This window comes from Mesorhizobium sp. B1-1-1 (assembly GCF_006442955.1).
Taxonomy (GTDB): domain Bacteria; phylum Pseudomonadota; class Alphaproteobacteria; order Rhizobiales; family Rhizobiaceae; genus Mesorhizobium.
This window is the reverse complement of record NZ_VFWW01000017.1, coordinates 97,555-114,327: the sequence shown is the minus strand read 5'-3', so window position 1 is coordinate 114,327 and position 16,773 is coordinate 97,555. Positions and strand designations below refer to the sequence as shown.

General features: G+C 64.7%; 13 protein-coding genes and 1 pseudogene. 10 read left to right on the top strand and 4 right to left on the bottom strand.

From position 1 onward, the window contains the following. Positions 1-1,674 (bottom strand): annotated as a pseudogene (locus FJ986_RS28265) (autotransporter outer membrane beta-barrel domain-containing protein); the annotation flags it as partial. Between the two features lie 440 nt (positions 1,675-2,114). Between FJ986_RS28265 and xylB the strand changes: the two are divergent. Beyond that, positions 2,115-3,569 carry a xylulokinase gene (xylB, locus tag FJ986_RS28260; protein ID WP_140658412.1) on the top strand — a complete coding sequence of 485 codons (1,455 nt, stop codon included), beginning with the start codon at positions 2,115-2,117 and terminating at the stop codon, positions 3,567-3,569. A 197-nt stretch (positions 3,570-3,766) separates the two neighbouring features. Here the strand turns inward: xylB and FJ986_RS28250 are convergent, their stop codons facing one another. Next, on the bottom strand, positions 3,767-4,129 hold the full coding sequence (locus FJ986_RS28250; protein WP_140525794.1) for a nuclear transport factor 2 family protein: 363 nt from the start codon (positions 4,127-4,129) through the stop codon (positions 3,767-3,769). 110 nt (positions 4,130-4,239) lie between these two features. On the opposite strand from FJ986_RS28250, the gene xylA reads away from it, so the two are divergent. After that, complete coding sequence (gene xylA, locus FJ986_RS28245) at positions 4,240-5,565, top strand: xylose isomerase (RefSeq protein WP_140561821.1); 1,326 nt, start codon at positions 4,240-4,242, stop codon at positions 5,563-5,565. 308 nt (positions 5,566-5,873) lie between these two features. After that, positions 5,874-6,083 carry a hypothetical protein gene (locus tag FJ986_RS28240; protein WP_140491096.1) on the top strand — a complete coding sequence of 70 codons (210 nt, stop codon included), beginning with the start codon at positions 5,874-5,876 and terminating at the stop codon, positions 6,081-6,083. A 32-nt stretch (positions 6,084-6,115) separates the two neighbouring features. Here FJ986_RS28240 and FJ986_RS28235 read toward each other — a convergent pair whose 3' ends face one another. Beyond that, complete coding sequence (locus FJ986_RS28235) at positions 6,116-7,096, bottom strand: GlxA family transcriptional regulator (protein WP_140554542.1); 981 nt, start codon at positions 7,094-7,096, stop codon at positions 6,116-6,118. Positions 7,097-7,175: 79 nt separating this feature from the next. On the opposite strand from FJ986_RS28235, the gene FJ986_RS28230 reads away from it, so the two are divergent. The 7 genes from FJ986_RS28230 (at position 7,176) to FJ986_RS28195 (ending at position 15,009) form a co-directional block, all read left to right on the top strand. Beyond that, entirely contained in the window at positions 7,176-8,093 is a 918-nt protein-coding gene (locus FJ986_RS28230) for a 3-keto-5-aminohexanoate cleavage protein (RefSeq protein ID WP_140491102.1), read from the top strand. Between the two features lie 15 nt (positions 8,094-8,108). Further along, the gene (locus tag FJ986_RS28225) at positions 8,109-8,732 is read left to right on the top strand and encodes an HD domain-containing protein (RefSeq protein WP_140676580.1); all 624 of its coding nucleotides are present in this window, start codon (positions 8,109-8,111) and stop codon (positions 8,730-8,732) included. A 2-nt stretch (positions 8,733-8,734) separates the two neighbouring features. Then, the gene (locus FJ986_RS28220) at positions 8,735-9,829 is read left to right on the top strand and encodes a carnitine 3-dehydrogenase (protein ID WP_140676577.1); all 1,095 of its coding nucleotides are present in this window, start codon (positions 8,735-8,737) and stop codon (positions 9,827-9,829) included. 4 nt (positions 9,830-9,833) lie between these two features. Beyond that, positions 9,834-10,997 (top strand): acyl-CoA dehydrogenase, encoded by a 1,164-nt coding sequence (locus FJ986_RS28215; protein WP_140662300.1) that lies wholly within the window; start codon positions 9,834-9,836, stop codon positions 10,995-10,997. Between the two features lie 3 nt (positions 10,998-11,000). Beyond that, positions 11,001-13,079, top strand: a complete 2,079-nt coding sequence (locus tag FJ986_RS28210; protein ID WP_140676574.1) for an acetate--CoA ligase family protein — start codon at positions 11,001-11,003, stop codon at positions 13,077-13,079. Further along, positions 13,072-13,854 carry a carnitinyl-CoA dehydratase gene (locus FJ986_RS28205; protein WP_140517770.1) on the top strand — a complete coding sequence of 261 codons (783 nt, stop codon included), beginning with the start codon at positions 13,072-13,074 and terminating at the stop codon, positions 13,852-13,854. Before FJ986_RS28210 ends, FJ986_RS28205 begins: the two co-directional genes overlap by 8 nt. A 216-nt stretch (positions 13,855-14,070) precedes the next feature. Further along, complete coding sequence (locus tag FJ986_RS28195) at positions 14,071-15,009, top strand: alpha/beta hydrolase (RefSeq protein WP_140561809.1); 939 nt, start codon at positions 14,071-14,073, stop codon at positions 15,007-15,009. A 64-nt stretch (positions 15,010-15,073) separates the two neighbouring features. On the opposite strand, the gene FJ986_RS28190 is transcribed toward FJ986_RS28195, so the two are convergent. Then, positions 15,074-16,732 carry an FAD-binding dehydrogenase gene (locus FJ986_RS28190; RefSeq protein WP_140491118.1) on the bottom strand — a complete coding sequence of 553 codons (1,659 nt, stop codon included), beginning with the start codon at positions 16,730-16,732 and terminating at the stop codon, positions 15,074-15,076. Positions 16,733-16,773: the final 41 nt, after the last annotated feature.

The following is a 16,773-nucleotide window of genomic DNA, read 5'->3' as shown; positions in this document are numbered from 1 at the left end:
CGCCGGTGCCGCCGGCGGGGGTGGCGGGGGCTGGAGCTCCGGATCGCCGGCCTGCACCGGCGGCGTCGGATCGACCGGCGGATTGTTGACGTCGCCTTCGGACGGCACGGGCACGTGCGGCAGTTGGGAAGGCGGCGGCGGCGGCTCGGTTGCCGGAGGTTCGGGCTCGGGCGCCGCCGTCGGTCCGATCCCCGGCGGCGCTGCGGCCGGCGATGTCGGCGTTATCAACGACGAGCGCAGATACCAGTTCTCCGCGCTGCCTGCGGTGACGCCACCCTTGAACAGATAATATTCGAAGGCGCCCGCCGCGACCGGCGCGTCGAGCGCGAAGGCGCTGGCGCTGGAGGTGGCGCCATTGACCGCCTGGACGACCATGATGCCGTCCTGCGTCGTCTCGGCACCCGTGCCGCCGACATTGACCACCCCGATGCCGGTCGAGCCGGAAGCCGTGCCGCCCGACAGCACCAGCCTGTCCGAGGCCGAGGAATCATCGCCGAGTTCCGTCTGGATGAGCAGCAGGCCGCCAAGCCCGGTGTAATTGCCCGAAATCGTCAGCCGATCCGTCGCGCCTGTACTGCCATTGGTCAGGTCGATGCGGCCGGCATTGACGACGTCCGCAAGCTGGCCCGCCGTAAAGGCCTGTATCGACGCGTTGAAGCCGCCGCCATAGAGCGTGCTTGCCGCATCGACGCTGAGCGAGCCCGTGCCGGTGCCGCTGTCTCCCAGCACCAGATTGCCGTCCAGCGTGAGTTCGGTGTCGTTGGTGGCGTCGATGCTCTCCCAGTTCTGCACCCGGCTGATGCCTTTGAGCTTGACGTTGTCGAAACTCAGCGTGTCGGTGCCGAGGCCACCATTCAGCGCGTCGGCGCCGCCCATATTGGAATTGGTCAGGTTGCTCAGCTTTGCCGTGTCGTTGTCGGCGCCGAGGTCGACGGCGCCATAGATGATGCCGCCGCCGTCCCAGACGAAACTGTCGGCGCCGAAGCTCATCAGCACGTCGCCGCCGACCGTGCCGCCGGTAATCGTCACGCTGTCATTGCCGCCGCTGACACTGATGTTGCCGCCGATCGTGCCGCCCGAAAGGATGATCGTGTCCTTGTCGAAGCCGGTGACCAGGTTGCGGTCGATGGTGCCGCCGGACATGTTGAAGTAGTTCTGGTCGAGCTTCATGTTGACGCGGCCGATGCGGCCGCCCGTCATCACCGCATGGTCGCCGTCGTCGAAGAAATCGACGATGCGTCCGTCCGTCATGGTGAAGGTGTCGAGGCCATCACCCTGGTTAAGTGAACCGATCTGGCCGCCGCTTATGTTGAAGTCGTCTATGCCCGAGCCCTGCTGCACATTGCCGATGACGGTGCCAGCGCCGATGGTGAAGAAATCGGCGCCACCGCCCTGGTCGACCGTGCCGGTGATGGTACCGGATTGCATGTTGATGCGGTCCGAACCAACGCCGAAGGTGACATTGCCGCTCACCTGGCCGGTGCCGCCGGCGGGAAAGGTGAGCGTGTTGTCGCCGTTCAGATCGTTGAGGCTGCCGCCCGAATCGCCGCTGTCGCAGATGAAGGTGTCGTTTCCGGCGGTCGGAACGAGCAGGCATGCGGCGAAGGCGGCGGAATTGGGCAGCAACGCCAGCGACGTCGCGGCAAAAACGCCAAGCATTCGAGGAAGAAACATCACCGGCATATGCCGTTTCAGAACAACTAATTTAGCGATGTCTTCCGAATCGCCATTCGGAAGCCTGTTTTCAAAGCGCCGCACCGCGTCCCTCCAAGATTCGCGATTGCAAGCCCCCACCCTACGCCGCAATGAAGACACAATTCGTTCCGTTTTACAAAGCCTAATCTGCCCGTCATGGTTGATGAACTGGAAAACGGGCCGGACAGAGCTGTGCTTTGATTGAGCCAGAATTGGTGCTTGGCGTGCGTCTCGCCAACCCTCCAAAGCGTGTTGGTGGCGGCGCGTACGCTGGCGCGGCCACACAGCCCGCCGTCGGCGTTGTTTTCGTGATGCGCGGCCGATTGTCAGAGAATTGACCCGCGGCGGATCTTGGCTTAAAAACTGCCTCGGCCAGATTTTTTCGAGTTCCGAAAAAAATAATGGCAAGGGAGGAAAACATGTATGTCGGCCTCGACCTTGGCACGTCGGGCGTCAAGGCGCTGCTGATCGATGCCGAACAGACCGTCATCGGTTCCGGCCATGGCGCGCTCGACGTTTCGCGGCCACATCCCGGCTGGTCCGAACAGGATCCAGCCCACTGGCTACGCGCCTGCGAAGACGCGATTGCCGAACTGAAGGCCTCCCATCCCTGGCAGCTCGCGGCGGTGAAAGGCATTGGCCTATCCGGTCAGATGCATGGCGCCACCTTGCTCGATGCCTCTGACAAGGTGCTGCGCCCCTGCATTCTGTGGAACGATACGCGCAGCCATGCCGAGGCAGCCGCGCTCGACGCCGATCCGCGGTTTCGCGAGCTGACCGGCAACATCGTCTTTCCCGGTTTCACCGCGCCGAAGCTCGCCTGGGTGAAGAACAACGAACCCGCCATTTTCGCCAAAGTGGCCAAGGTGCTGCTGCCCAAGGATTTCCTGCGGCTGTGGCTGACCGGCGAACATATTTCGGAAATGTCGGACTCGGCTGGCACTTCCTGGCTCGACGTTGGGAAGCGGCGCTGGTCCGCCGACCTGCTCGCGGCCACGTCGCTCGACGAAAAGCACATGCCATCCCTGGTCGAGGGTACGCAGAAGGCCGGTGGGCTGCGCGGCGAGCTGGCGTCGAAATGGGGGGTCGAAGCCGGCATCCCGATTGCCGGCGGCGCCGGCGACAATGCGGCTTCCGCCTGCGGCATGGGCACGGTCCGTGCCGGCCATGCGTTCGTGTCTCTGGGCACGTCAGGCGTGCTGTTTGCCGCCAATGCCTCCTATCTGCCCAACCCGGCAAGCGCGGTCCACACTTTCTGCCATGCGCTGCCTGACACCTGGCATCAGATGGGCGTCATCCTGTCGGCCACCGATTCGCTCAATTGGCTGTCCGAGATTACCGGCAAGGGCGCAGGCGAGTTGACATCGGAACTGGGCGATACGCTGAAGGCGCCGACCGGCGTGTCCTTCCTGCCCTATCTCTCGGGCGAGCGCACGCCACACAATGATTCCGTCATTCGCGGCTCCTTTACCGGACTGGCGCATGAATCGAGCCGCGCCGTCCTGACCCAGGCCGTGCTGGAAGGCGTGGCCTTCGCCTTTCGCGACAGCCTCGAGGCGTTGAAGACTGCGGGCACGAGCTTGATGCGTGTGACGGCGATCGGCGGCGGCTCGCGCTCGCGCTACTGGCTGAAGGCCATCGCCACCGCGCTTCAGTTGCCTGTCGACATTCCCGCCGACGGCGACTTCGGCGCCGCCTTCGGCGCCGCCCGGCTCGGCCTGATCGCAGCGACGGACGCTGATCCGCTCGATGTCTGCACGGCGCCGAGGACCGATGCAACGATCGAACCGGATGCCGGCTTGGATGGTGCATTTGCCGATGCCTACCAGCGCTACCGCGGGCTTTATCCGGCGATCAGGGCGGCAACGGCGTGAGCAAGCGCCACGCGCCCCCCTCTGCCCTGCCGGGCATCTCCCCCTCTAGGGGGAAGATCGGCAGCTTTGGCGGCTACGCTAGCCTTGCAAGGCCGGAGGTTGGCGAAGGTATAACAATCAGCCAATCTCCCCCCTTAAGGGGGAGATGGCCGGCAGGCCAGAGGGGTGCGCCTGGCGCCTACCTTAGCCGTGAAGCCTCACTGCGCCGGCACCTTGTCGAGGAAGCCGGTGATGCTCTTCAGGCGGCCGTTCTCGATGACGCCGATATCGGTGCCTTCGATGATGGACGGTGTGCCCTCCGGGCCGAGGTTCCAGGAAAAGCGGATTTTGTCGGCAAACCCGTCCGGTGTGCCTTTCAGCGAGAAGCGGAAGCCGGCAAAGCGCTGCTGCACGCCGTCGATCAGCGCCGCGACGCCTTCATGGCCGTCGCCCTGCATGATGGGATCGCGATAGCTGACGTCTTCGGTGAAAGTCGCCTTGAGCAGCGCCTGACGGCGCGCGGCGTCGCTCTCGTTCCAGGCGGTGATGTAGCTTTCGGCGATCTTGTTGAGATCGGTCATGATCTGTCTCCTTCGTTGGCTTTGACATGACCCTTTTCATCCAACGGACGAACGGAACCAATTACGCCTGAGGTAATCAGGCGGAGCCATTTCGGAGAGGAAGGAAATCCATGAGCAGCGGCTTTTTCGGCGACATCAAGAAGATCAAATATGAGGGGCCGGATTCGGCCAATCCGCTGGCTTACCGGTTCTACAACCCGGACGAGCTGGTGGCCGGCAAGCGGCTGGAAGACCATCTGCGCTTCGCCGTCGCCTACTGGCATTCCTTCGCCTGGCCGGGCGGCGATCCGTTCGGCGGCCAGACCTTCGATCGGCCGTGGTTCCCCAAGGCCGGCGGCATCGACACGATGGAACTGGCAAAACTGAAAGCAGACGTCGCCTTCGAGATGTTCTCGCTGCTCGGCGCGCCCTATTTCTGCTTCCACGATGCCGACGTGCGGCCCGAAGGCAAGGATTTTTCGGAAAGTTCCGCGCGCCTCGACGAGATCGCGGACTATTTCGCCACCAAGATGAAGCAGACTGGCGTCAAGCTCTTGTGGGGCACGGCGAACCTGTTCTCGCACCGCCGTTTCATGTCGGGTGCCGCGACAAACCCCGATCCGGATGTGTTTGCCTATGCGGCGGCGACGGTGAAGAGCTGCATCGACGTCACCAAGCGGCTGAAGGGCGAGAATTACGTGCTTTGGGGCGGACGCGAGGGCTATGAGACGCTGCTCAACACCGACCTTGCCCGCGAGCAGGAGCAGGCCGGCCGTTTCCTCAACCTCGTCGTCGACTACAAGCACAAAATCGGCTTCAAAGGCACGATCCTGATCGAGCCGAAGCCGCAGGAACCCACAAAACACCAGTACGACTACGATGTCGCGACCGTCTATGGCTTCCTCAAGCGCTTCGGACTGGAGAAGGAGGTCAAGCTCAACATCGAGCAGGGCCACGCCATCCTCGCCGGCCATTCCTTCGAGCACGAGCTGGCGTTGGCCAATGCGCTCGGCGTCTTCGGCTCGATCGACATGAACCGCAACGACTACCAGTCGGGCTGGGACACCGACCAGTTCCCCAACAACGTGCCGGAGATGGCACTGGCCTACTACCAGGTTCTGCAGGCGGGCGGCTTCAAGACCGGCGGCACCAATTTCGACGCCAAGCTGCGCCGCCAGTCGCTAGATTCGCAGGACCTGCTGATCGGCCATATCGGCGGCATGGATGCCTGCGCGCGCGGCCTGAAAGCGGCCGCCAAGATGGTCGAAGACAAGGCGCTGTCGGCTCCGCTCGCCGAGCGCTACGCGGGCTGGAACAGCGCCGAGGCCAAAGCGATGCTTGCCGGCAAGCGTACGCTGGAGGACATCGCCGAGCGCGTGGTGAAGAAGAAGATCGAACCGCAGCCGCGCTCCGGCCGCCAGGAACTGCTGGAAAACATCGTCAACCGCTACGTGTAAGGGATGAAAGGCGGGCGGCGGCTCGTTCAGCCGCCGCTCCGCTTACCCACGCCGCTTCGCGGGGAGAAGTTCCCGGCGTCGCGCTTATTTGCCTGCCGCCCTGTTCGCCATTGAACGGAAAAGGTGCCGGCGGGCGGACGAGGGTGGCGCCGAGACCGGGTGAAAGGGCTTTGCGCCAGTGCGGAATCGACGACAAGGTTTTGCCCACTGACGCCCCTCAATCGCCTCTCTCTTGCCTTCAAACTGCCGTCACGAATCTCCTATAAGAAGGTGCTCGTGGCGGGAGAGGAAGAAGGAGGCGAACCGATATGCAGAACGAACGTGAAATCGACGCCCTGCTCTCAAATGGCGAGGCCGGGTCGATCATCGACCGGCTGATGGCAATGCCGCATCCGAAGGATGGTGCGCGCCGCTCCAACGAATGGGACCGCGCCGTTGCCAGCCGTTTCGAGACCCATCTGGCAAGACAGATGCGCTCGCAGATCGATAGTGGCGGCGACCGGCAGAACGCTGCCTGATCAACCGCTTTCCACTTTGGACGACATGTACATCAACCCCGGCGTAGCCTGACCGGGGCTTCACCGAAAGTTCTTGAAAACGCCCTCGAAAATGCCGCGGCGGATGAAAATCCGGTCCGCCCGGCAATGTCGGCCATGGCCACTCTGGTGTCGATCACCAGCCGCCGCGCAGCGCCCAGGCGCAGCCTGAGATAGTAGGCGCCGGGCGTCTCGCCGATCGACTTGCGGAAGATGCTCTCCAGTGTCCGTGCCGTAACCCCGGCGCGCTTTGCCACGGCGGCGACCGTCAACGGCTGGTCCACATGCGCTTCCATCAGCCGGATGGCTTGCGCCAGGCGCGGATCATAGCCGTCTAGCCGGCCAAGCGAGACCAGGGGCTGAGCGTCGGTGGCCGCACGGGCCTGATCGTAGATGAAGACGCTGGCCACATCGAGCGCCACGGCCATGCCGAGGCGGGTGCGAACGAGGTGCAGCATCAGGTCGAAGGTGGGCGAGGCGCCACCGGAGGTGAAGACCGGCCCGTCGATGACGTAACGGTCCGGGCGGACGTCGACGCCCGGAAAGGCCGACGAGAAATCCTCCATGTCTTCCCAGTGGGTGGTGGCGCTGCGGCCTTCGAGCAAGCCGGCCCGCGCGACCAGCCATGTACCGGCCTCGACGCCGCCGCAGGCGCGCGCCGAACGGGCGGCGCGGCGCAGGCCCGAGAGCAGAGCCGACGTCGCATAATTCTGCGTGCCGAAACCGGCGACGACGACAAGAACGTCGGTCGGTTCGGCCGCGTCGAAGCGGCCGCTGACCGCCACTGGCAGGCCGCAAGTAGTGACCGGCGCCTCGCCGGTTACGGAAACCAGCTTGAAATCGAACAATGTCTCGCCGGAGATGCGGTTGGCGGCGCGCAGCGGGTCGACCGCCGAGGCCACGCACATGATGGACGAGCCGGAAAACACCAGCATCGTCACCTTGAGCGGCAGACGCTCGGCGCGAAAGATCGTCAGTTTTTCGCCTTTAGTCATGGAAGCTTCGTAAAACGCAAAGCAGTTTTCGGCAAGTCGGTCGATGCTTGGCGCCTGTTTCGACTGGGAGGAGAGTTCCATGCCGCTTGCGATGAATCGTGAGGTTTTCATTACCTGTGCCGTGACCGGGTCCGGCGGCACGCAGGACCGCAGCCCGCATGTGCCGCGCTCGCCCAAAGAGATCGCTGATTCGGCCATCGACGCGGCCAAGGCGGGGGCGGCGATCGTGCATTGCCATGTGCGCGATCCCGAGACCGGCAAGCCCAGGCGCGACGTTCATCTCTACCGCGAGGTGACCGAGCGCATCCGCGAGGCAGACGTCGACGTGGTGCTGAACCTCACCGCCGGTATGGGTGGCGACATGGTGTTCGGCTCGCCCGAAGCGCCGCTGCCGCTGAATGAAAAGGGCACCGACATGGGCGGCGCCACCAACCGCATGGAGCATGTGCGCCAGTGCCTGCCGGAGATCTGCACGCTCGACTGCGGCACCATGAACTTCGCCGAGGCCGACTATGTCATGACCAACACGCCCGGCATGCTGCGTGCCATGGGCGGCATGATGACCGCGCTCGGCGTCAAGCCGGAGATCGAGGCCTTCGACACAGGCCATCTGTGGTTCGCCAAGCAGTTGGTCGAGGAACAGGTTCTGAAGCCGGATGCGCTTGTGCAGCTTTGCATGGGCGTGCCATGGGGGGCGCCTGACGACCTCAACACCTTCATGGCCATGGTCAACAACGTGCCGTCGACCTGGAGCTGGTCGGCCTTTTCGATCGGCCGCAACCAGATGGCCTATGCCGCCGCCGCAGTGCTGGCCGGCGGCAATGTCCGCGTCGGTCTCGAAGACAATCTCTGGCTCGACAAGGGCGTGCTTGCCACCAACGCGCAGCTGGTCGAACGTGCCGCCAGCATCGTCACCAATCTCGGCGCCAGGATTCTGGGGCCGGAGGAAGTGCGCAGGAAGCTCAACCTCACCAAGCGGCCGCCGATTGCGGCATAGAGAGGGGAGCTTCAGATGGCCACCGTCAAATTCACCGCAATGAAGGATGGCGACAAGGACGACTACGAATTCCTGATCGCCCATGAAATCGATTATGCCGCCAAAACCGGTGATCGGTTGCTGGAAGCCCTGGTTCAACTCGACGAGGGCCTTTCCGGCTACAAGATCACCCGGCTCGGCCATTCGCTGCAGGCGGCAACACGCGCCTGGCGCGACGGCGCCGACACCGACTGGATCGCCTGCGCGTTGCTGCACGACATCGGCGACATCTACGCACCCTACAACCACGACGAATACGCCGCGTCGATCCTGAAGCCTTTCGTGCGCGAACAATGCACCTGGGTGGTGGAGAAGCACGGCGATTTCCAGCGCCTCTACTATGCCCATCATCTTGGCGGCAACCGCCATGCGCGCGACCGCTTCGCCGGTCATGCCTATTTCGACGATTGCGACCAGTTCTGCGAGCGCTGGGACCAGTCGAGCTTCGACCCCGACTACGAGACGCTGCCGATCGAGTTCTTCAGGCCATTCGCGCTCGAAGTCTTTGCCCGCAGGGCCTACGACCCCGCCATTATCCGCGCCGGCGAGCGCGTGCCGCTCACCGATCCCGAAACAGCCAAGACAAGAACCGGAGCCTGACCATGAGCATCATCAACAAGGCGGCCGCCATCGGCGGCGGTGTCATCGGCGCAGGCTGGGTGGCGCGCCTGCTCTTGAATGGCATCGACGTGTCGATCTTCGATCCCGATCCCGAGGCCTCGCGCAAGGTCTCAGAAGTGATGAAGGGCGCGCGCCGCGCCTACAAGCAGATGGTTCCGGGCGGCCTGCCGAAAGAAGGCAGGCTGACCTTCGCCAAGACCATCGCCGAGGCGGTGGCCGATGCCGATTTCATCCAGGAGAGCGTGCCGGAACGGCTCGACCTCAAGCATAAGGTCCTGTCCGAGATCGACACTCACGCGCCGGCCAACGCCATCGTCGGCTCGTCCACATCAGGCATCAAGCCGACCGACATGCAGGTGGCGATGAAAAAACACCCGGAGCGGCTTGTCGTCGGTCACCCGTTCAACCCGGTCTATCTCCTGCCGCTGGTGGAAATCGTCGGCGGCGACCAGACATTCCCCGAGGCGGTCGAGGTCGCCAAGGAGATCTATGCCTCGATCGGCATGAAGCCTGTCGTCATCCGCAAGGAGATTGAAGCCTTCGTCGGCGACCGCCTGCTGGAAGCCGCCTGGCGCGAGGCGCTGTGGCTGATCAAGGACGGCATCTGCACCGTCGAGGAACTGGACGACATCATGCGCTATGGCTTCGGCCTGCGCTGGGCACAGATGGGCATGTTCCAGGTCTATCGCGTCGCCGGCGGCGAAGCCGGCATGCGCCACTTCATGGCGCAGTTCGGCCCCTGCCTGAAATGGCCGTGGACCAAGCTGATGGACGTACCGGAGTTCAACGACGAACTGGTCGACCTGATCGCCACGCAGTCGGACGACCAGGCGCATGGCCTGTCGATCCGCGAACTGGAAAAGATCCGCGACGACAATCTGGTCGCCATCATGGATGCGCTCTCGAAGCAGAACAAGGGCAAGGGCTGGGGAGCCGGCGCCCTGCACAGGGACTATACGAAGCAGTTGGCCAAGCTGGCGGCGAAAAAGCCGGCCGCCTCCAAGGCGGCCGAGAAGGCGAAGGCATCGAAGCCGGTGAAGAAAGCCGAAAAACCGAAGAAAAAGAAGAAAGGCTGAGACCATGGATTTCGGTCTGTCAGAGGAACAGAAGCTCATTGTCGAGACGACGCGCGCCTTCGTCGAGAATGAGCTTTACCCCCATGAGCGCGAGGTCGAGCGCACCGGCGTGCTGCGCCGCGAACTGATCGAGGAGCTAAAGGCCAAGGCGATCGAAGCCGGTCTCTATGCCGCCAACATGCCGGCCGATGTCGGCGGCGCGGGGCTCGATACGGTGACCTGGCTGCTCTACGAGAAGGAACTCGGCCGCGCCAACTACGCGCTGCACTGGACCTGCGTCGCGCGCCCCTCCAACATCCTTTTGGCCGGCACGCCGGAGCAGCGCGAAAAATATCTGTTCCCGTGCATCCGTGGCGAGAAATGGGATTGCTTGGCGATGACCGAGCCGGGCGCCGGCTCCGATCTGCGCGGCATGAAGGCGACCGCCGTGCAGGACGGCGACGACTGGGTATTGAACGGCACCAAGCACTTTATCTCCCACGCCGACCTCGCCGACTTTGCCATCGTCTTCATGGCCTCGGGCGAAGAGGATTCGCCGCGCGGCAAACGCAAGAAGATCACCGCCTTCTTCGTCGACAAGGGCACCAAGGGTTTCACTGTGCGCGAGGGCTATCGCAACGTCTCGCATCGCGGTTACACCAACGCCATCCTCGAATTCGACGATTGCCGCCTTCCGGCAAGCCAGGTGTTGGGTGAAGTCCACAAGGGTTTCGACGTTGCCAATTCCTGGCTCGGCGCCACCCGCCTGCAGGTCGGCGCCACCTGTCTCGGCCGCGCGGAACGCGCGCTCGGTCACGCGGTCGAGTACGCCGCGCAGCGGCAGCAGTTCGGCCAGCAGATCGGCAAGTTTCAAGGCGTGTCGTTCAAGCTCGCCGACATGGCGACGGAGCTCAAGGCCGCCGACCTGATGGTGTTCGAAGCCGGCTGGAAGTACGATCAGGGCACCGTCACCGACCAGGACATGGCCATGGCCAAGCTGAAGGCCACCGAAATGCTCGCCTTCGTCGCCGATGAGGCGATCCAGATCCATGGCGGCATGGGGCTGATGGACGACCTGCCGCTGGAGCGCATCTGGCGCGATGCGCGCGTCGAGCGCATCTGGGAAGGCACGTCGGAAATCCAGCGCCACATCATTTCGCGGGCGCTGCTGCGCCCGTTCGGGGCCTGATCCATGCACAAACTTGAACGCCTTCTGCGCCCTAAATCGATCGCCGTGTTCGGCGGCGCGCAGGCCGCCGCGGTCGTGGCACAGTCGATCAAGATGGGCTTTGCCGGCGAGATCTGGCCGGTGCACCCGAGCAAGGAAGAGGTCGCCGGCCGCAAGGCCTATCGTTCGATCGCCGATCTGCCCGGCGCGCCGGACGCCGCCTTTGTCGGCGTCAACCGACACCTGACCATCGACGTGATCAAGGCCCTGGCCGAACGCGGCGCCGGCGGGGCCGTCTGCTTTGCCGCCGGTTTCCTCGAAACCGAAGCCTATGACGCGGATGGCGAGCGCCTGCAGGCCGAACTCGTCGCCGCCGCCGGCGAGATGCCGATCATCGGCCCGAACTGTTACGGCCTGATCAACTATGCCGACGGCGCGCTTTTGTGGCCCGACCAGCATGGCGGCATAAGATTGGCCGACGGCGGCAAAGGGGTGGCCATCATTACCCAGTCGTCCAACATCGCCATCAACATGACGATGCAGAAGCGCGGCCTGCCGATCGCCTTCCTGATGACCGCCGGCAACCAGGCGCAGACCGGCCTCTCCGAAATGGCGCTCGGCCTGATCGAGGACGAGCGCGTCACCTCGCTCGGCCTGCACATCGAGGCTTTCGATTCGGTAGCCGGCTTCGAGCGGCTGGCGGCACGGGCGAGGGAATTGAAAAAGCCGATCATCGCCATGAAGGTCGGCCGCTCCGAACAGGCCAGGCAAGCGACCGTCTCGCACACCGCGTCGCTCGCCGGCTCGGACGCAGCGTCCGGGGCCTTCCTGAAACGGCTCGGCATCGCGCGCGTCGATTCCATCCCCGCCTTCATCGAGGCGCTGAAGCTGCTGCATGTCACCGGTCCGCTGCCCGGCTACAGCCTGTCATCGATGAGCTGTTCGGGCGGCGAGGCTTCGGTCATGGCCGACAGCGCCGAAGGCCGCTGGGTCAACTTCCCGGTGCTGACGGAAGAACACCGTGCCCACGTCAAGTCGACGCTCGGGCCGCTGGTCGCGGTCGCCAATCCATTGGACTACCACACCTTCATCTGGAACAACGAGCCGGCGATGACCGCCACCTTCACCGCCATGGTGTCGGGCGGCTTCGACCTCAACATGCTGGTGCTCGACTTCCCGCGCCCGGACCGCTGCTCGGTGACCGACTGGTGGGCGACGCTGCGCGCCTTCGAATCGGCGCTCAAGACCAACAAGGCGCATGGCGCGATCGTCTCGTCGCTGCCCGAGAACCTGCCCGAGGAATACACCGCCGAGCTGATGGCGCGGGGCATGGTGCCGCTGTTCGGCATTTCCGAAGCGATGGATGCCGCCCAGGCGGCCGCCTTCATCGGCTGGGCCTGGCGCGAGCCGCAGGCGCAGCCGGTCGACACCTCCGCTTCCGGCGCTGCCGGCGGCGAGCATGTCACGCCTGACGAGGCGCAAGCCAAGGCGCGGCTGATCAAGGCCGGGCTGCCGGTGCCCAAGGGCGAGCGCGCCGACAGTGCCGTCGAGGCGGTGATCTCGTCCATGGCGCTCGGCTTCCCGGTGGCGCTGAAGGCCCTGGGTGTCACCCACAAATCCGAGGTCGGCGCTGTCAGGCTCAACCTCAGGGACGCCGAATCCGTCAGCACCGCCGCGCACGACCTTTTGCCGCTCGGCACCGGCCTTTATGTCGAGCGCATGGTGCGCGACGGCGTCGCCGAGCTGATCGTCGGCTTCACCCGCGATCCGATGTTCGGCGCTGTCATGACGCTGGGCACCGGCGGCGTGCTGGTCGAATTGCTGCGCGACAGCGTCACCTTGATGCTGCCGGCGACCCGCGACGACATCGAGGCAGCACTTCGCGGTCTCAAACTGTTCCCGCTGCTCGAAGGCTATCGCGGTCGGCCGAAGGCCGACGTCCAAGCTGCCATCGACGCCATCGCGGGCATTGCTGCCTTCGTGCAGACGAATGCCGGCGAGATCGAGGAACTCGACATCAATCCGCTGATCGTCTGCAGCGAGGGCAAGGGCGCCTGGATCGCCGATGCGCTTTTGGTGCTGGGAGAGAACAAGAATGCCTGACGTCGTTTCGACCCGCCGTGAAGGCTCGATCCTCGAGGTCACGCTCGATCGGCCCAAGGCCAACGCCATCGACCTGAAGACCTCTCGGCTGATGGGCGAGACCTTCAAGGCGTTTCGCGACGACCCCGGCTTGCGCGTCGCCATCGTCAAGACCGCCGGCGACAAGTTCTTCTGCGCCGGCTGGGACCTGAAGGCCGCCGCCGGCGGCGACGCCGTCGACGGCGACTATGGCGTCGGCGGCTTTGCCGGGCTGCAGGAACTGCGCGACTTGAACAAGCCTGTCATCGCGTGCGTAAACGGCATGGCGGTGGGGGGCGGCTTCGAGCTGGCGCTGTCCTGCGATCTCATCTACGCCTCCGATCACTCCTCCTTCGCATTGCCCGAGATCCGCGCCGGCACGCTTGCCGACGCCGCGACCATCAAGCTGCCGAAGCGCATTCCCTATCATGTCGCCATGGACCTTTTGCTCACTGGCCGCTGGATGGACGTTGCCGAGGCGCATCGCTGGGGCCTGGTCAACGAGGTGCTGCCGAAGGAGAAGCTGGAGGACCGCGTCTGGGAGATCGCCCGCCTGCTCGCCAGCGGCCCGCCGCTTGTCTTCGCCGCGATCAAGGAAACCGCGCGGGTGGCCGAAGCGCTGACTTTCCAGGACGCGATGAACAGGGTGACGCGCCGGCAGTTGCCGACGGTCGATGCGCTGTACGGTTCCGAGGACAATATGGAAGGGTTCCGGGCTTTTGCGGAGAAGCGGGAACCGGTGTGGAAGGGGAAGTAAAGCAATGCCAGAGATGACGGCGCGAGGCACCCCCCTCTGGCCTGCCGGCCATCTCCCCCGCAAGGGGGGAGATTGGATGTCATTTCCGCTTTCGCCAATCGTCAACGCTGCAATAAGGGCGATGTCGATTGAACTGCCAATCTCCCCCCTTGCGGGGGAGATGTCCGGCAGGACAGAGGGGGGTGCCTGGGCTCGCCGTTCACAGTCGGCGCGGCCATGACCGACTACAGCAAACTCATTGATGCCGAGACCCGGGCCTTCATCGAGCGGACCAATTCCTATTACCCGCCGGATACGATCGACTACACGATTGCCGAGCAGCGCGAGATCTACGCCCGCATGTGCCGGGAGTTCTTTGCCGGCTATCCCGAGGGGGTGACAGCGGAAACCACCGCTATTGCCGCACAGGCGTGCAATATCCCGATCCGCATCTATCGCAGCGCCCCGCAGGCAGTGGCAACGGTGCTCTATTACCACGGCGGCGGGTTCATCCTTGGCGGGCTCGACAGCCATGACGACGTTTGCGCCGAGCTTTGCGGCCGCACCGGCTATGACGTCGTCTCGGTCGACTACCGGCTGGCGCCGGAGCATCTGCATCCGGCTGCGTTTGACGATGCGATGAACGCCTTCGAGTGGGCGGCAGCCACCCGCGATCATCCCATCCTGCTCTGCGGCGACAGCGCCGGTGGCAATCTCTGCGCCGCAGTCAGCCATGCGACGCGCGGCCATGCGAAGAAACCGATCGGGCAGGTGCTGATCTATCCCGGGCTCGGCGGCGACCGTTCGCGTGGCTCCTATCTGAAGCATGCCGAAGCGCCTATGCTGACCACGCGCGACCTCGAATTCTACAAGCACATCCGTACCGGCGGCGTGGATCAGACCGGCGACATCACGCTTCAGCCGCTGGCCGACGCCGATTTCGCCAACCTGCCGCCGACCGTGCTGATCACCGCCGAGTGCGATCCGCTGTCGTCGGACGGCGAGGCCTATCGCGACCGCATCGTGGCGGGCGGCGGGCGAGCCACTTGGTTCGAGGAAAAAGGGCTTGTGCACGGCTATCTCAGGGCGAGGCACACGGTCGGCCGCGCCCGCGCCAGCTTTACCCGCATCGTCGAGGCGGTGTCGGCGCTCGGCAAAAGCGAGTGGATCTGGTGAGGGCCTCCTCGCATGACAATCGACAGACGATGATCAACCCAGCGACTGCCAAGCCGTTCGGCGCTCAGCCTACCGAACGAGCCGCCGCCCGGCCGGCGCTGCGGCCGGAGAAGATACAGCCGCCCAGGAACGTGCCTTCGAGCGCCGCATAGCCATGCACGCCGCCGCCGCCGAAACCGGCGGCTTCGCCGACCGCATAGAGGCCCTGAACCGGCTCGCCATCGCTCCCCAGCACGCGGCTTTCGAGATCGGTCTGCAGGCCACCCAGCGTCTTGCGGGTCAGGATGTTGAGGCGAACCGCGATCAGCGGGCCGTTCGCGGGATCGAGCATCTTGTGCGGCCTGGCCGTGCGGATCAGCCGGTCGCCGAGATAGGCCCGCGCTCCGCGCAGCGCGGTGACCTGCATGTCCTTGGAGAAGGGATTGTCGAGTTGCCGGTCACGGGCGCGGATCTCGCGCTCGACATGGGCGACGTCGAGCAGCGGTTCGCCGCCGGCCAGCTTGTTCATGCGCGCCACCAGATCGGGCAGTTCGGCCTCGATGATGAAATCCTCGCCCTTCTCCATGAACGCCTTGACCGGGCCCGGAATGCCCGACGTGGCGCGGCCGAGCACCTGGCGCCAGCTCTTGCCGGTCAGGTCCGGGTTCTGCTCGGAGCCCGAGAGCGCGAACTCCTTCTGGATGATTTTTTTGGTCAGGATGAACCAGGAATAATCGAACCCGGTGCTCGTGATGTGGCTGAGCGTGCCGAGCGTGTCGAAACCGGGGTAAAGCGGCACCGGCAGGCGCTTGCCCCTGGCGTCGAGCCACAGCGACGACGGACCGGGCAGGATGCGGATGGCATGATCGGTCCAGATCGGCGCCCAGTTCCTGATGCCCTCGACATAGTGCCACATGCGGTCGCGATTGATGACGCTGCCGCCGGCCTGTTCCGTGATCGCCAGCATGCGGCCGTCGACATGGTCGGGCACGCCGGTGATCATGCACTTCGGCGCCGCGCCCAGACGCTTCGGCCAGTTTTCCCGGACCAGCTGGTGGTTGCCGCCGATGCCGCCGGAGGCGACGATCACGGCCTGCGCATGAACCTCGAAATCACCTGATATCTCACGCGAACTCTTGTGGCCGCGCTCGACGGTGCTTGGTTGCAGGATGTCGCCGCGCACCCCGTCGATCCTCGTGCCGGTGCGGATCAATTCGTTGACGCGGTGGCGGAACTTGAAGCGGATCAGTCCCTTCTTCTCGGCTTCGCGGACGCGCAGCACGAAGGGCTCGAGCACGCCGGGACCGGTGCCCCAGGTGATGTGAAAGCGGGGCACGGAATTGCCATGGCCAATGGCATTGCCGCCGCCGCGCTCGGCCCATCCGACCACGGGAAAGAATTTCATCCCGCGCTCCAGCAGCCAGGAGCGCTTCTCGCCGGCGGCGAAGCCGACATAGGCCTCGGCCCATTTGCGCGGCCAGTGATCCTCCGGCCGGTCGAAAGCGGCGGTGCCCAGCCAGTCCTCGAGCGCCAGCTCGTGCGAATCGCGGATGCGCATGCGCCGCTGCTCGGGCGAATCGACGAGGAACAGACCGCCGAACGACCAGAAGGCCTGGCCGCCCAGCGACTGCTCCGGTTCCTGGTCGACGATGACGATCTTCTTGCCGGCCTCGGCCAGTTCGGCGGCGGCGACCAGCCCGGCAAGGCCGGCGCCGACAATGATGACATCCGCGTCGTCAGCCAATTTCCCCTCCCGTTAGCTGGCTACCGTATGAATCTCGAACC

Bases quoted from the DNA above. Each gene is read 5' to 3' on its own strand.
- xylB (WP_140658412.1), top strand. From the start codon at position 2,115: ATGTATGTCGGCCTCGACCTTGGCACGTCGGGCGTCAAGGCGCTGCTG.
- FJ986_RS28250 (WP_140525794.1), bottom strand. From the start codon at position 4,129: ATGACCGATCTCAACAAGATCGCCGAAAGCTACATCACCGCCTGGAAC.
- xylA (WP_140561821.1), top strand. From the start codon at position 4,240: ATGAGCAGCGGCTTTTTCGGCGACATCAAGAAGATCAAATATGAGGGG.
- FJ986_RS28240 (WP_140491096.1), top strand. From the start codon at position 5,874: ATGCAGAACGAACGTGAAATCGACGCCCTGCTCTCAAATGGCGAGGCC.
- FJ986_RS28235 (WP_140554542.1), bottom strand. From the start codon at position 7,096: ATGACTAAAGGCGAAAAACTGACGATCTTTCGCGCCGAGCGTCTGCCG.
- FJ986_RS28230 (WP_140491102.1), top strand. From the start codon at position 7,176: ATGCCGCTTGCGATGAATCGTGAGGTTTTCATTACCTGTGCCGTGACC.
- FJ986_RS28225 (WP_140676580.1), top strand. From the start codon at position 8,109: ATGGCCACCGTCAAATTCACCGCAATGAAGGATGGCGACAAGGACGAC.
- FJ986_RS28220 (WP_140676577.1), top strand. From the start codon at position 8,735: ATGAGCATCATCAACAAGGCGGCCGCCATCGGCGGCGGTGTCATCGGC.
- FJ986_RS28215 (WP_140662300.1), top strand. From the start codon at position 9,834: ATGGATTTCGGTCTGTCAGAGGAACAGAAGCTCATTGTCGAGACGACG.
- FJ986_RS28210 (WP_140676574.1), top strand. From the start codon at position 11,001: ATGCACAAACTTGAACGCCTTCTGCGCCCTAAATCGATCGCCGTGTTC.
- FJ986_RS28205 (WP_140517770.1), top strand. From the start codon at position 13,072: ATGCCTGACGTCGTTTCGACCCGCCGTGAAGGCTCGATCCTCGAGGTC.
- FJ986_RS28195 (WP_140561809.1), top strand. From the start codon at position 14,071: ATGACCGACTACAGCAAACTCATTGATGCCGAGACCCGGGCCTTCATC.